The sequence below is a fragment of the Lysobacter sp. Root604 genome (assembly GCF_001427505.1).
In the GTDB taxonomy this organism is placed as follows: domain Bacteria; phylum Pseudomonadota; class Gammaproteobacteria; order Xanthomonadales; family Xanthomonadaceae; genus Lysobacter.
Map to the genome: position 1 here is coordinate 701,477 of NZ_LMGS01000001.1, position 14,304 is coordinate 715,780.

At 65.7% G+C, this 14,304-nt stretch carries 12 protein-coding genes; 5 read left to right on the top strand and 7 right to left on the bottom strand.

Going from position 1 to position 14,304, the window contains the following annotated elements; all coding sequences use genetic code 11:
* Positions 1 to 137: 137 nt before the first annotated feature.
* The 5 genes from ASD69_RS03320 to ASD69_RS03340 all read right to left on the bottom strand — a co-directional run bounded on the left by ASD69_RS03320 (position 138) and on the right by ASD69_RS03340 (position 5,263).
* Positions 138 to 1,058: a sialate O-acetylesterase gene (locus tag ASD69_RS03320; RefSeq protein WP_082576239.1), complete on the bottom strand. Its 921-nt coding sequence runs from the start codon at positions 1,056 to 1,058 to the stop codon at positions 138 to 140.
* A gap of 87 nt (positions 1,059 to 1,145) precedes the next feature.
* Complete coding sequence (locus ASD69_RS03325; protein ID WP_056174019.1) at positions 1,146 to 2,867, bottom strand: sialate O-acetylesterase; 1,722 nt, start codon at positions 2,865 to 2,867, stop codon at positions 1,146 to 1,148.
* A gap of 137 nt (positions 2,868 to 3,004) precedes the next feature.
* Positions 3,005 to 3,958 (bottom strand): sialate O-acetylesterase, encoded by a 954-nt coding sequence (locus ASD69_RS03330; RefSeq protein ID WP_082576240.1) that lies wholly within the window; start codon positions 3,956 to 3,958, stop codon positions 3,005 to 3,007.
* A gap of 569 nt (positions 3,959 to 4,527) precedes the next feature.
* Entirely contained in the window at positions 4,528 to 4,878 is a 351-nt protein-coding gene (locus ASD69_RS03335; RefSeq protein ID WP_056174023.1) for a hypothetical protein, read from the bottom strand.
* 154 nt (positions 4,879 to 5,032) lie between these two features.
* Positions 5,033 to 5,263: a DUF4287 domain-containing protein gene (locus ASD69_RS03340; protein ID WP_056174026.1), complete on the bottom strand. Its 231-nt coding sequence runs from the start codon at positions 5,261 to 5,263 to the stop codon at positions 5,033 to 5,035.
* A gap of 290 nt (positions 5,264 to 5,553) precedes the next feature.
* Between ASD69_RS03340 and ASD69_RS03345 the strand changes: the two genes are divergently transcribed.
* From ASD69_RS03345 to ASD69_RS03360, 4 genes are all read left to right on the top strand, one after another.
* The gene (locus ASD69_RS03345; RefSeq protein ID WP_056174029.1) at positions 5,554 to 6,474 is read left to right on the top strand and encodes a M14 family metallocarboxypeptidase; all 921 of its coding nucleotides are present in this window, start codon (positions 5,554 to 5,556) and stop codon (positions 6,472 to 6,474) included.
* A gap of 166 nt (positions 6,475 to 6,640) precedes the next feature.
* Positions 6,641 to 7,075, top strand: coding sequence for a hypothetical protein (locus ASD69_RS03350; protein ID WP_056174031.1), 435 nt, complete (start codon positions 6,641 to 6,643; stop codon positions 7,073 to 7,075).
* The gene (locus ASD69_RS03355; RefSeq protein ID WP_056174034.1) at positions 7,072 to 7,443 is read left to right on the top strand and encodes a cell envelope integrity protein TolA; all 372 of its coding nucleotides are present in this window, start codon (positions 7,072 to 7,074) and stop codon (positions 7,441 to 7,443) included. The genes ASD69_RS03350 and ASD69_RS03355 overlap by 4 nt, the downstream gene beginning before the upstream one ends.
* Before the next feature lie 171 nt (positions 7,444 to 7,614).
* Positions 7,615 to 8,541, top strand: a complete 927-nt coding sequence (locus ASD69_RS03360; protein WP_056174036.1) for a hypothetical protein — start codon at positions 7,615 to 7,617, stop codon at positions 8,539 to 8,541.
* A 50-nt stretch (positions 8,542 to 8,591) separates the two neighbouring features.
* Here ASD69_RS03360 and ASD69_RS03365 read toward each other — a convergent pair whose 3' ends face one another.
* The gene (locus ASD69_RS03365; protein WP_056174039.1) at positions 8,592 to 9,704 is read right to left on the bottom strand and encodes an alpha/beta hydrolase; all 1,113 of its coding nucleotides are present in this window, start codon (positions 9,702 to 9,704) and stop codon (positions 8,592 to 8,594) included.
* A 213-nt stretch (positions 9,705 to 9,917) separates the two neighbouring features.
* The gene (locus ASD69_RS03370) at positions 9,918 to 11,117 is read right to left on the bottom strand and encodes a lipase (protein ID WP_162250606.1); all 1,200 of its coding nucleotides are present in this window, start codon (positions 11,115 to 11,117) and stop codon (positions 9,918 to 9,920) included.
* A 500-nt stretch (positions 11,118 to 11,617) separates the two neighbouring features.
* Here ASD69_RS03370 and ASD69_RS03375 point away from each other — a divergent pair, with 500 nt between their 5' ends.
* The gene (locus ASD69_RS03375) at positions 11,618 to 14,167 is read left to right on the top strand and encodes an MAC/perforin domain-containing protein (RefSeq protein WP_056174043.1); all 2,550 of its coding nucleotides are present in this window, start codon (positions 11,618 to 11,620) and stop codon (positions 14,165 to 14,167) included.
* The last annotated feature ends 137 nt before the right edge of the window (positions 14,168 to 14,304 follow it).

The following is a 14,304-nucleotide window of genomic DNA, read 5'->3' on the forward strand; positions in this document are numbered from 1 at the left end:
GCATTCGTGACCCTCAAAGCGGTGTCGCGATCGAGGCCGGGGACCGCTACGGCGACGGTTATGTCGTATCCGTAGCGGTTGAGTCCGCAAAGCAAGCCATCGCAGCTGGCTTTGCGGCTCAGACGCTTCGTCGGAATTCAGAACTGCCCCAAGCCCCACGCGTCGTACAGCGCCTGCAAGGCGAAACGCTGGCCCAAGGTGACCTGGCCCCGGGCGGTGTAATGCATGGGGTCGTTGTTGTAGGCCTCCAGGTCGCGGCCGTTGACCAGGTAGACATTCGGATCGGCGTCGGCAACGGCTTGCTGCGCGTTCCAGATGTGCTGGCGATAGGTCCAGACCGGCGTGTCGCGGATGGTGGCGACGTAGAAATCCAGATTCGGCTTGTTGAGCTGGGTCCTCAAGGTCGCGATCAGGCGTTCTAGATTGGCCTGGTAGTGCTGGGCGTACTTGATGTCGCCCGAATCGCTTTCGCCCTGCATCCAGAACACGCCCTGGATATCCAGCGCGATGCCGCCTGCGGCCATGGCTTGGGTGGCATGGTTGATGGTGTTGATTAGATAGTCGTAACGGTTGATGCCGGGATCGGTCGGGTCCCAATCCACCGCGAGCAAAGTCCCGCCCTTGCTGTACTTGATGATCGCGATCGGCTCCTTCAGGTGCGCGGCGATCTCGCGGCCGATTCCCAGTTCGGGCCCGAACATGTTATTGCGGTAGAGCGAATGTTCGTATCCGCTGCCGTAGGCGGGGCGCATCGCATCCCAACCCGGGCCGACGCCGCTGTCCGGATGGCCCTTGTAGATCAAGGCCTGGTTGTAGTCGCTGTCCCAATGGCCGAAGCCGATGGTGTAGAGGTCTTGTTGCGGATTCAGGCCGTTGGCCGGGTTGTTTCTGCGAACGCCGGTGCCTTCGGCATTGGACTGTCCGGCGACGATGTAGGTGCGCAGGGTCGGCATCGGGGCTTGCTGGGCCTGCGCGCTGGAACTACCACCGAACACGCACAGGGCGAGCATGAGACCGACACAGCGACGGATGCGCTTGCGAGAGCTGGAGTGCGACATGCGGGTTGTCCTCTTTGGGGCGCGGACGCTAGCCGGCCATTACGATCGGCTAGCGTCCGACGCCGGGGGCGAAGTGGCGAGCCGGCCTTACCAGGGGACCTGGCCCAGGCCCCAGGCGGTGTAGAGCCCTTGCAGCGCAAAGCGATTGCCCAGCGTGACCTGACCTGCCGCGGTGTAATGCGCGGGGTCGTTGTCGTAGGCCTGCAGATCGCGACCGCTGACCCAATTGACGTTGGGGTCGGCGTCGGCGACGGCCTGCTGCGCATTCCAGATCATCTGACGGTAGGTCCAATGCGGCGTATCGCGGATGGTGGCAAGGTGGAACGGCAGTTGCGGCTTGCCCAGTTGCGTCCTCAAGGTCGCGATGAACTGTTTGAGATTCGCCTCGTAGGCCTGCGCATACGGCAAGGCGATGGAGTCGCTTTCGCCCTGCATCCAGAACACGCCCTGGATATCCAGTTCGACACCGGCGGCCTGGGCGGCGGCGGTCGCGTTGGCGATGGCGACCAGCAAGTGGTCGTACTGGTTGGTGCCCGGATCGGCGGGGTTCCAGTCCACCGCCAGGGTGGTGCTGCCCTTGGATTGCTTGATCAGTACGATCTGTTCTTCGAGGTAGTGGGCCATGCTGCGCGCGATGCCCAGCTCGGGGCCGAACAGGTGATAGTTGAGCGGATTGCTTTCGTGCCCGAGGCCGTAGGTCGCGCGCATCACGTCCAGGCGTTGGCCGACACCGCTGTCCGGATGGCCTTTGTAGATTAGGGTCTGGCTGTAGGTGGTGTCGTAGTGGCCGAATCCGATGGTGTACAAATCCTGCTTCGGATTCAGGCCATAAGCCGCGGCGTTTCTGCTGATGCCGACACCCTCGGCATTGGATTGTCCGGCCACGATGTAGGCACGCAGCGTCTTGACCTGGCCCTTGCCCCAGGCCGCGTACAGGGCCTGCCGCGCGAAACGCTGGCCCAGGGTGACTTCGCCCCTGGCGGTGTAGTGGGCGATGTCGTCGTTATAGGTTTCCAGGTCTTTGCCGTGGACCAGATAGGCGTTCGGATCGGCGTCGGCCACGGCCTGTTGCGCATCCCAGATGAGCTGCCGATGCGTCCATAGCGGCAGATCCTTCAGGGTGGCGATGTGGAACGCCAGGTTCGGCTTGTTGAGCCGGGTCCTGAGCGCGGCGATCAGGCGTTCGAGATTGGCTTTGTAGTTCTGCGAATCGGCCAGGCTCCACGAGTCGCTTTCGCCCTGCGTCCAGAACACGCCCTGGATGTCCAGGGTAATGCCGGCGGGCGCGATCGCCTGCTTGGCGTTTTCGATGGTCGCGATCAGCTTGTCGTAGCAGTTGATCGCCGGGTCGTCGGGGTTCCAGAACTGCGCCAGCGAGGTGCCGCCCTGGCCGTATTTGATGATCGCGATCTGCTCGTTCAAATGCGTGGCGACTTCGTGCCCGATCGCGAGTTCGGGGCCGAACTGGTTGTTCAGATGCCTTGCTTGGTCGTAGCCGCCGCCGTAGGCCGGGCGCATGTTGTCCCAACCGGGGCCGACGCCCGTGTCGGTATGGCCCTTATAGATCAAGGCCTGCGGGAAGTCGGCGTACCAATGGCTGTAGCCGATGGTGTTGAGATCCTGTTCGGGATTCCGGCCGCCGGGGTTCTTGCGGGTGCCGCCGCCTTCGGAGTTGGATTGCCCGGCGACGATGTAGGCGCGGATGGTTCGGGTTTGCGCTTGCGCGGCCAGACTGGCGCACAGCACGAATAGCACCAGCAGCAGGCTGCAGGCGCGGCGGATGCTGCTTGGCGTGTTGGGATGGAACATAGGGAGCCCCCCGAGGGTGAAGTGCGTGCGCTACGGAAACTGCCGGTGATCGGATGGGCCTCGTTGCAGAGGCCCCGGACCGCGCCGAGCCCGTTGCGAGATGGATCGCGTTTCGGGCCAAGGCGGCGCGGATGCATTTACCAGGCGACTTGGCCCAGTCCCCAGACGTCGTACAGCGCTTGCAAGGCGAAGCGCTGGCCCAACGAGACTTGGCCGCGGGCGGTGTAGTGGATGGGATCGCTGGTGTAGGTCTCCAGGTCCCGGCCGTGGACCAGATAGACGTTCGGATCTGCGTCGGCCACCGTCTGTTGCGCGTTCCAGATCTGCTGCCGATACGTCAGGTACGGCGTGTCCTTGATGGTGGCGACGTAGACGTCCAACTGCGGCTTGTTGAGGTCCCGTCGCAAGGCGGCGACGAACTTCTTGAGATTCGCTTCGTAGGCCTGCGCGCGCGCCTGGTCGATCGAATCGGCCTCGCCCTGCATCCAGAACACCCCCTGGATATCCAGGGCGATGTTGGCGGGGGCGATCGCATGTTTGCCGTTGTTAACCGCCGCCAGCAGGTGGTCGTAAAGATTCTGAGCCGGATCGTCCGGGTCCCACATCGAGATGGGCGAGCCGCCGAGGGTGTACTTGATGATCGCGATCCGCTCGCCCAGATGGGTGGAGACTTCGCGACCGATGGCCAGTTCCGGACCGAACATGTTGTTGTGGTGCAGGTATTGCTCGTAGTAGTAGCCGTAGTGGGGGCGCATGGCATCCCACCCCGGCGCGACGCCGGTGGAGGGGTGGGCTTTGTAGATCAGCGCCTGGTCGGTGGTGCTGTCCCAAGTGCCGAAGCCGATGGTGTACAGGTCCTGCTTGGGAACGACGCTGTTGATGTAGCGGTCCTGGTCGGTGTTGTTCTTCGCGGAGAGGGCGATGTTGCGGATGCCGAAGCCTTCGGCATTGGATTGCCCGGCCACGATGTAAGTGCGCAGCGTCACGACCGGGGCTTGCGCGTGAGCGCCCAGGCTGGCGCCCAGGACGGCGAGCGACAGCAGCAAACCGGAGAGGCGGTGGGCGCGGGTTGCGGCGGTGCGTAGCGGCATGTCGTGGCTCCTTCGTGCGTGTAGGCGGGCGGACGGGGCGGTGCGAGGCGGCAGGGGCCGGCTACGGCGGATGCGAAACCTGTTTTCCAATCGGAGAACATGGGCCCGTCATAAAGCTCCCGAGCGGCGTCGAGCCAATGGTCTTGGGGGTCCTGTGGAGTACTGCGCGAACGCTTGCCTGCGGCTGTGCCAGCGGGCTGGAGCGAGTCGGTCCGCGTCCGGCGGATGGGATCGACGCTAGGAATGCCCGCCCGGACTGTCAAGCCGAAATGGACCGGTGTTCTTCCTGAGTGTTTTCCCTAGGCGTATGATTTTTATAGCTATTCAGGGCAGTTGCGCGGCCGCAATTCAGACCAAAGTATCAGGATCGGACAGCCAATTTCCGCAGTCGAAAATGACGCCGCCGAGTCGAATGCGCGGCGGCCTCACCCTGCGCACGAAGACCGGTTCACAGAATGCGTGCTGACGGTCTGCGCAATCGGCGCCTAAGAAATGCTGGCGCACCACCGACTGCGCGTAGACGCCCAGGGGCGCCCGCGCAGTCCGCGATGCGTGGGGGTGGAACTGGATTACATGCCTGGAATCGGCAGGCACTCCATGACCTCGACGCCGTCGCCGGGGAAGATCGCGAAGTGCGGATGGTTCTCGAACAGCTTGGCGGCGTCGTCCTGCGACTCGGCGCGCACCACGGTGTAGGCGGCCATGGCGTTGCGGATGTCGGCAATGCCGTCGCTGGTGATGCGCTTGGTTTTGCCCAGTGGTGCGCCATGATCGACGATGGCGTCGGCGTTGCGGGTCGCCCATTCCTGCCAGGCCTGCATGCCGGCTTGCTCGCGCGCCGCGCGCGTGCCCTCGTCCAATGTTTTCCAAACGTCCATCGAGGCGGGGGATCCGGTAAAGATCGCCAGATAAGTCTTCATCGCTTACTCCTGTGAGGGTGAGGGATCCACGGTGGGCTCGGGGCCGCCGTGGCGAGGTGAAAGATCGCTGGATCGCCAGCGGGGGGGGCTGCGTTCAAGCGCACTGTGCGAATGACGGATTTTTGGAATGCACCGCTTGGAGCGTTATTCGCGGCTATTTGTCGCCTTCCTTCTTCATGCCCTTCAGCAGCGCCACGATCGCCATCGAATGGCCATGCCCCAGGTCGAAGTCCTGCTTCAGCCAGGCGATGATGTCGCCGGGTTTGACCCCCGGCAGCAAGCCCTTGGGACCCGCATAGCCCTTCTTGGCGGCCAATGCACGGAAGTCGGCCGGGCTCTTGCCGGTCTTGGTCTGGATGTTGTCGAGATAGGCCTGGAAGGACATGGGTGGGCTCCTGGATGGTGGGCGAGCGTGCGAGATCGTGGGCGATTCGGCCGCTCTTACTTGAGACGACGAACCAGGGCGGGCCAAATCGACATGGCCGGCGAACTTTTTTTCGACCGGGCGAGGCGGAGCGGACCGCCCTCCCGCAGCCGGCCCGGTTCCAGGCGTGCGACGGCTGCCGCGAAACGCATCGAGCGAGCCGCGAACGGCCCGTTGCCGACAGGCTGAGCGGCGGAATCGCGATGCTAAAATGTCGGCCTTCCCAGCCAGCCTTCGGAGCGAGCGACGCGATGACCGCCACAGCCTTCTATCCCATCGGTACCCCCGGCCAGGCCTGGGGCGCCGCGGAAGTCGCCCAGTGGCGCTCGCGACAGGTTCGCCATCGCAGCTATGCGGACGATGTGCTGAGCAAGATCGATGCGCTGCGCTCGCGTTTCGACGTGCTGGAATACGGCCGCCTGGACTACGCGCCCGATAGCTACCCGCTGTTCGCGATCAAGAGCCGCGACTGGCAGGAAGGCCTGCCCACCGTGCTGGTGACCGGCGGCGTGCACGGCTACGAGACCAGCGGCGTGCACGGCGCGCTGGAGTTCGTCGACCGCCATGCGGCGGACTACGCCGGCCGCGCCAATCTGCTGATCGCGCCCTGCATCAGCCCTTGGGCCTACGAGCGCATCCACCGCTGGAATCCGCAGGCGATCGATCCGAACCGTTCCTTCCGCGAGGACAGCCCGGCGCCGGAGTCGGCCGCGCTGATGCGTCTGGTCGCGCCGCTGAGCGACAGCGTGCTGGTGCATATCGATCTGCACGAAACCACCGACAGCGACGAGTCCGAATTCCGGCCGGCCCTGGCCGCGCGCGACGGCAAGCCGTTCGAACCCGGCGAAATCCCCGACGGCTTCTATCTGGTCGACGATGCGCAGGCGCCCCAGCCGGCGTTCCAGCAGGCGGTGATCGCGGCGGTGGCCAAGGTCACCCACATCGCGCCGGCCGACGACAAGGGCGAGATCATCGGCTCGGCCGTGGTCGCCCCGGGCGTGATCAACTACGCGCTGCGCCCGCTGGGCCTGTGCGCCGGCGTCACCGACGCGCGCTACCGCACCACCACCGAGGTCTATCCCGACAGCCCGCGCGCCACGCCCGAGCAGTGCAACACGGCGCAGGCGACCGCGGTGTGCGCGGCGATCGATTACGCGCTGGCGCATCCCTGATCGCAGGCGCCCACGATTCGGCTTGAGGACTGGATCGAAGGGCCGCTGACCAGCGGCCTTTCTTTTTGCCCTCGCGACTGATTTCAACGCGGTTTGCGGCCGAAGTGGACGCGCCTCGGCGGGCTCTGCTATCAATGCGCCAGACCGTGGGCCTGGGGGAGGCCGAATGGATCCGAAGCTGCAACAACTGGTGGCGCGCACCAATCTGGACGAACTGCTCGCACCGCCCGCGCAGGCAGTCGATCTCAATCAACCCGTGGCGCCGCCCGCATCCGCGCCCATGGAACCGGCACGCTCCACCTCCGATCCGTTCCAGGTCAGCTTCGCCACCACCGACGTCATCGGCAAGCTGCACGACGGCGGCAGGAGTTCGGGCGTGCGCTGGTTCGCGCTGGTGTTCCTGGGCGGACCGATGCTGATCTTCGGCCTGAGCCTGCTGTACCTGACCTGGTACGACCCGCAGTTGCAGATCTTCAAGATCCCCAACGACGTCCGCTCGGCCTTGAAGGCGTTGTTCGGTACGGTGGCCGGGCTGGCGTTCAGCGGTTTTTGGCCCTACGTCATTTTTCGGCGCAGGCCTGCGTCGGCGGGCAAGGCGTGAGGCGGCTCGCGCTGGTCGCCGTGCTGGGGCTGAGCGTGGGCGTCGTCTCCGCACAGGAGCGCGCGTCCGACTCGCCCGATCCGCTGATGCACGAATACACGCGCGCCGTGCAAAGCGCCATCCTCAAGCGTTGGACGCGACCGCAGTCGGCGGTCGTCGGTCAGCATTGCGTTTTGGACGTGCGCCAGCTCCCCGGCGGCATCGTCGCGAGCGTGGACGTGGCGTCGGACTGCGAGTACGACGCGGCCGGCAGGCAGTCCATCATGGCCGCCACGCTGAAGGCGCAGCCGCTGCCGTACGCGGGCTACGAAAGCGTGTTCCATCGTCGCTTGATCCTGAAATTCGTCGTTCAGGACATCGTGCCATAGCGTAGGCCAACCGCGGAGGGCCGTGCGCCGCGCGCCGGGGCGGCATCGTAGCTGACCGGCTTAGGTTGCCAATCCATGCTGCGTCGTGTCCTGGATGCACGGGGCACACATTGTCCGTCTTCCTGGGGAGGCCCCATCGGCTTAGGATGAGCGCCTGAAGCAGGGGGCTACATGGCACTCATCAAACGGCATCGCGCAGTAGGAGCGCTCGCGATTTTCCTGGCGCTGTCGTCGGGCCAGGCTTGGAGCCAGGACAAACCAGCGGTACTGATGTTCGACGATTCCATGGACACCGTCTCCGGCGCGCGCATGCGCTTGGGCTTCGAGCGTCTTCCGGCCGAGAACGAACATCCGGTCTGGACCGATGGCAGTCTGGCGGACGATGTGGCAGTGGCGCTGCTGGCCGGCGGCGGCCTGGTAGGCGGCGGAATCGCCGAGGCGCGCAAGCAGGAGCAGCGCAACGACTCGATCGCTCCGTTGCGTCAAGCGATGGAGCGCGGCGATCGGCTGCGACTGCTGATCGACACAGCACTGGAAGGCGCGGTTCGAGGGCAGGGCTACACGATCACGCAAACGGTGCGTTCCAACAGCCTCAGTCAGGGGGCCGTCTCGCGCATCCTCACCAAGCCCGAGGACGGCATGGGGATCGCGGTTCAGAGAACGCCCGCTGTACAGTTGGTCACGCTGAGCTGGGACAATCGTCAGCTGTTTTTGGCGATGGATTTGCGGTTCTATAAGCACGGCGGCGGCGTGCGCATGCCGATCCGTGAAAAGGGCCGTCGTGTCGTGCGATACGTGGGGCCGCAGTCGCCCACGGGAGTAGACCCGCTGGCGTATTGGTCAGCGCAGGACGGTACCGCGTTCCTGGCACAGGTCGAGTTGGGTTTGCAGCATCTATTGCCGTTGGTGTGGGACGAGACTCTGGATATACCGAATGTCTCGCGCAAGGACACAACGATGCTGCAGATCGGGCAGGGGGTGCAGACCTTTCCGGGGCGCTTGTGGAAGCAGGAGGGCGGCTACGCTTATCTCTACAACAAGGACGGCGGCGTCACCGTCGTGGCCACAGAGCCTGCGCAGGTCGCTGCCGGGCAATAGCTCGAATCTGGTCGGGTGGCTCTGACGCCACCCGACGTCTGGGGGCGTGCCTATCGTTTGCCGCCGCTGCCCTCGTCGGTCAGCGGCCGCACGTAGGTGAGCAGGCTGGTCAGCAGCTTGCCGGGCTCCTCCCAGGGCACCATGTGCGAGGAGTGTTCGAACCAAACCCCTTGTTTATAGGGCGCCTTGATCCGCGATAGCCAGGCATCGGTCGGTTCCGACGGCGTGGTGTAGTCGTGGCGGCCCATGAACATCAGCACCGGTATCGGGAATTCGCGCACGTCGCTCATGTTCACGGCCAGGAACTCCGGCAGCAGGCGGCCCAGCGAGAACACGTTGCCTTCGTCCACCGCGGCGCGGTCGCAGTCGTCGTAGTCCGGCGACAGCAGCGGCGCGCGGTAGTAGTACAGCGAGCTGTCGCGATAGGCGCTCAGGCCGCCGTAGTGCTGGGCCCATTTGCGTGCGGCGATGATGCGTTCGCGGGTGATGGGCTGGTCGCCGGGGTAGGGGGCGATAGCCTGCATTTCCTTGATCGCCTCCTGGTTGCCCTCGGCGGTGGCCTGGCGCAGGCCGTGGTCGAAGCTGATGCGCTCGTTCTCGCGTACGTTGATGACCTGGCCGATGCCGATGTAGGCGTAGAACAGGTCCGGTCGCTTCAACGCCGCCTGCATGCCGACGATCGTGCCCCAGCTATGGCCCATCAGCACCAGCTTGCGCTTGCCGTAGCGCTTGCGCAGGTGCTCGGCCACCTCGATGGCGTCGTCGACGTAGCGTTCGATGTGCAGGGTGTCGGCGTAACCGTTCGGGTCTTGCTGGGTGTAGGTCTTGCCGGCGCCGCGCTGGTCCCAGTTGACCACCGTGAAGTATTCCTCGAGCGGGCGCTGGAACTGCCACATGCCCGGAATCAACGGCGAGGCGGGTCCGCCGTGTACGAACAGGATCATGGGGTTGGCCTTGTCCTGGCCGCGCACGTTCACCCATTGCTCGATGCCGCCGGCCTTCACGGCGTAGGCCTCCTGCACGCCGTCAGGGTTGAGGATGCGGCCCAGGTCCTGGATGACGAGGCGGGCGTCCGCGTACTTGGAGGTGTCCTTGCATTCGGCCGCCTGAGCGACGGGGCTCAGGAGCAGCGACAAGGCGAGCAGCAGCGACAGTGTTTTCATAGGCGGGCCTCATGCGTGGAAACGGAACGCGCGGCCGCACGATGTACTGGACTGAGGCGACGGGTGCAAGACCGGCCGCTCGTATCTGTGCGGTTACCGATACAGATACGGAGAAAGCGCGCACGGTTGCATCGACCGCTCGCGGTCGTCGGCGCAGGAACAGCGTGGGTACGAGCGCGCCTTGTGCGCGCTCGCTTGCAGGGCTGCCCGGGGCTAGCGGTTCACCGACGGCCCGTTCACGCCGACATAGCCGTTCGCGCACCCCGTGGTGCACGTGGTCGCCAGCATGTTGTAGACGATCCGGCCCGCGTTGCTCTTGGAGCGGAAGTGGCCGACGCCGCTGCTGGTGTCGCCGCCGCCGGCGTTGTAGGGGCTGCCGTCCGACCAGTCCCAGTCGTAGGCATAGGCGCTGCTGCCGGTGCCGATGTCGACCTGCGCTTTGACGTTGCTGGCTGCATTGAATAAGGCGCCGGAGCTGCAGCCACCCGAGTAGCTGGTGGTGAAGCAATGGACCTGGTCGTAGAGGCCGCCGGTGATGGTGTAGAACGAAATCGTGCTGAGCAGGGTCGGCATCGCGCGCAGACTGTTGCTGCCACTGCCGGTCCAACGGTTGTAGCCGTAGTAGACGGCGCCGCTGCTGGGATAGAGGCCGAAGGTGTAGTAGTCGTAAGGGAAGACGTAGGCCTCGGCGTTGCAGGTCGGCGCGTAGGGCGACTGGTAGCCCGTGCTCAGACAGGTCTGCAGGCCGCGCAAGCCTCCGCCGATGTTCACGAAGCGGCGCACGCTGCCCTGATAACCGTAGTAGCGCAGCATGGCCAGACTCATCGACGAGCCCAACGAGTGGGCGACGATATCGACCTGGCTGCGGCCGGTGTAGGCCTTCACTTTGTCGATGAAGGTCTTGAGGATCTGGTATTTGGCCGGCTCGTGGTAGTTGTACTGCGGCGTCGCGCGCTCGTCCGCGTCCAGATAGGTCACGCCGAACAGCTCGCAGTCGTTGTAGCCGCGCGCCTTGAGCTCGTCGTAGATCGAGTTGGCCGGCGTGGTGTAGCCGGCGACGGCGGCGGGCGGCATGTCGAAACTGATCGCGCTGTCGCCGTTGCCGGCGATGAACACCACCGGCGTGCGTGTGGCGACGCAGCTGCCGCCGCCGAAACCGCCGCTGCCCACGCCCGGGCTGAATCCGCCCGCGTACTGACTGGCCGTGCCCAGGCAGGTGTAGCCGTTGTTGCTGCCGCAATCCAGGGCTTGTGCGGTGGCGGGTGCGAGCAGGGCCGCGCCGCCGAGCGCCGGCAGCAGCGCCGCCAGGGCCAAGCCGGACAGGCGGGCGCGAATGAGGGTGGATGTCAGGGCCGCGGCGGCGCACGACCGGGTAAGACCGGAGCCAACGAACTTCAGCGTGCTGCGAAACATGAGAGCCCTCCCCAGGGTGCCAGTTCGATCACAACGAAAGCCGGATCGAACGATGGTGAACCTGCGGGACAGGGCTTGGGTATTGCACCTATGGGCAATGCCGGGCGCTTGGGCGCTTGCAATGACCTTCATTCATCGCTCAGCTCGAATCGGGCCTGCAGCAGCTACTGCCGATGGTGTAGGACGAGACGCTCGAGGTGCCTCAGGTCCCTGGCAAGGAGGTGGCCCGCCTGCAGGTAGGCGGAACGACCCTGACTTTTCCCGGTCGCGTATGGAAGCAGGAGGGCGGTTATGCCTATCTCTACAACAAGGATGGCGGCATCACCGTCGTCGCCACGCAAGCGCTTCCGGCCCGATGAAGTTTGGCGTCTGAACCAGCTGCACCAAGACGGCATGGCTATGGGCATCGTCGCGGTTCACGCCCGCGGCGGCGCGACGTTCGTAACTGAAGAGGTGCGTAATCGCGCACCGCCGCTTCAGTCACGAATCGAGCGATTTCCATGCCCACTCCCGCCAAGAAGACCGACGAAGCCCAGCTCGAGGATTACCTCAAGTCGCTGGGCCTGAAGAACCAGATCAAGGTCATCAAGGCCTACGGCATCGATTCGCTGGAGTTCCTCAAGGCGGTCTGCGCCAATTCGGCCGAACGCAAGGCATTGGCGCAGCAGATCCGCGGCGACAATCCGGATGGGCCGGCGCGGATCGCGGCGGGCATCGTCGAGAAGCTGACCGCCAAACAGGTGCAGACGCGTATCGACCAGTTGGCCAGCGAGACCGAGGAATCCGGCAGCGCGAACTTCGACCAGAAGAAGCAGCAGCTGGCCGACGCGATCGAGGCGGTCGAGAAGCTGCGCAAGGAGACTGCCGACGCGGCCGCCGCCGACCGCGAGGCCGCGACCAAGCAGGCTCAGGCACAGCTCGATCGGATCCTGGCCAAGGTCAACGCCAAGGATCTGCTCAAGGGCGGCGAGACCAGCTTCGCGACCATCGCCAGCGCCACCGCGCTGATGGAACGCATCCAGGAGGGTCTGCAGAGCAAGATCGCCGACAGCCTCAACGGTTACCTCGATCAGCGCCCGCGCAGCACCGCCGAACTGCTGGAGGAGAACCAGTTGCTGCGCGGCTACTGCGCCAGCGCGGCCGGTCTGGCGCGCGCCAGCGGTTCCAACCTGCTCGACATGGCCGCGCTGCTCGGCAAGCCGGCGCCTATCCAGACCCAGGATTTCGAGTTTAGCAGCGAGGCCGCCTACAGCGAGGCCTCGCAACAGTTCGAGACCTCGGCCAGCTCCTACGCCACCGCCAACAGCGCGCGCGGCGCGATGTTCATGGGTACCGGCATCGGCGCGGCCAGCCTGATGGTGCAGTACGCGACCGCCGGCCAGCGCCAGCGGGACGAGGCTGCGATGAAGCGCTCGCAGAAGGCGACCAAGTTGCGCGTGCACTACCAATGGGCGCCGCAGGCGACCCTGACCCTGCCCAGCAACCGCTTCGCGCTGAGCGAGGACGCGCTGGACGCCCTGCGTGCGATCGAGGCCGCGCAGCCCGCACAGAAGGCCGCGGCGGCGGCCGAGTTCCTGCGCAGCTTCGGCAGCCATGTGTTCTGCACCGCGGTGCTGGGCGGCTGGTACAAGCACGTGGCCAAGGCCAGCTGCAGTTCCTCCGAACAGATGAGGACCCTGGACGAAGCCCTGTCCACAGCGACCAACTGGGCGGTTTCGGCGTCGGCGTCCTACGTGGGCCTGAGCGGCGCGGGCTCGGTGTCGAGCGCGCACGCCGGCGGCGTCAGCTCCGCGCGCGCGACCTCGACCGCGATGTCGTGCGTGGTCAAGGAGCAGCAGGTGTCGGTGGCGACCAGCGTGTTCGGCGGCCTGCCGGAGCTGCCCAGCGACCTGTGGCTGACCAGCGTCAAGGCCAACGCGCATTGGCAGGTGATCGACCGCAGCGACGAACAGCCGGTGTGGAAGATCGTGGGCCTGCTGTCGGCGAAGACGCTGGGCTTCGATCGCAAGGCCATGGCCGAGCTGTTGGAGCGGGCCTGGGTCAACGAGGTGTTCATCCCCTCGATCGCCGACGCCAAGGTGCGCGAGGCGATGCGGCCGAAGGCGCTGGCGAGCGCCGCCGCGCTGACCGAGGCGTTGCTGGCGCTGACCCGGCCGCCGGCCATGCGGCTGACGGTGATCCAGCGCCGCTGGGACCAGGCCGAGCAGCACTTCGGCCAGGAAGTCGCGTTGCCCAAAGGCTACAAGATCCTCGCCGGCGGCGTGTCCGCGGTGACCCAGGCGGCCGGCAACTTCGTCGTCGCCAGCTATCCCAAAGTCAGCGGGCAGGGCGCGGATCAGCGTTGGAGCTGGTGTGCGCGCATGAAGGACATCAAGCATGTGTCCAAGGTCCGACATGCGCTCACCATCGTGGCCTTGCACGACCCCGACGACGTCTGGGACGTGCAGATCTTCGTCAAGGAGGCGACCGCGCACCAGACCCTGCACGAGATCGCGCTGCAGCCGCCGGGCGACTTCCTGCTGACCGGCTGCGGCGGCGAGGTCGACGTGTTCTCGGTGGCTGCGCTGAAGGCCTGCGGCTTCGCCCAGTTGGACGGCAAGCCGCCCGCCGCGATCGAGCGCCGATGCCAGGTGGTGGTGCGAACGACCGATCTGGTGCTGGCCTGCCCGCACACGGCCAAGGCCTATGCGATCGGCGTACGCGCGCGCGCCGGCACCGCCCTGGACGCCGACTACCAGTACCACCGCTTCGGCGCCACCAGCAATCACGACCACACCGTCACCCACGCGTTGCATCCGGGCGGCGACGAGAGCAAGCGCAGCGTGATGATCGCCGGTGGCGCCTGCCTGACCGACGCCGACATGCACCACGGCCTGACCGGTTCGCGCCCGGTGGTCTCCGATGCCTGGCGTGGCGGCGCGGCTCAGGTTTATGGCTGGCTGGCGACCAGCAAGGATCACGAGATCAAGCAGACCAGCGCGATGACCTTGTACACGCTGGGTCTGTCGAACGTCGACATCGTGTGGGAGGCCGAACCCGCGGGCAGCTGACGGCTCGTAACGCAGCGGTGGCGGTTGCGCGCAGCGCCGGGCAACCCGGCATTCTGGCCGGCGCCGGCGCGCGCCGCATCGCCGAAAACGGGTAGGACGCGCGCGCTCGCGCGCGTCGTCGCGGCGCTATCCTGGCG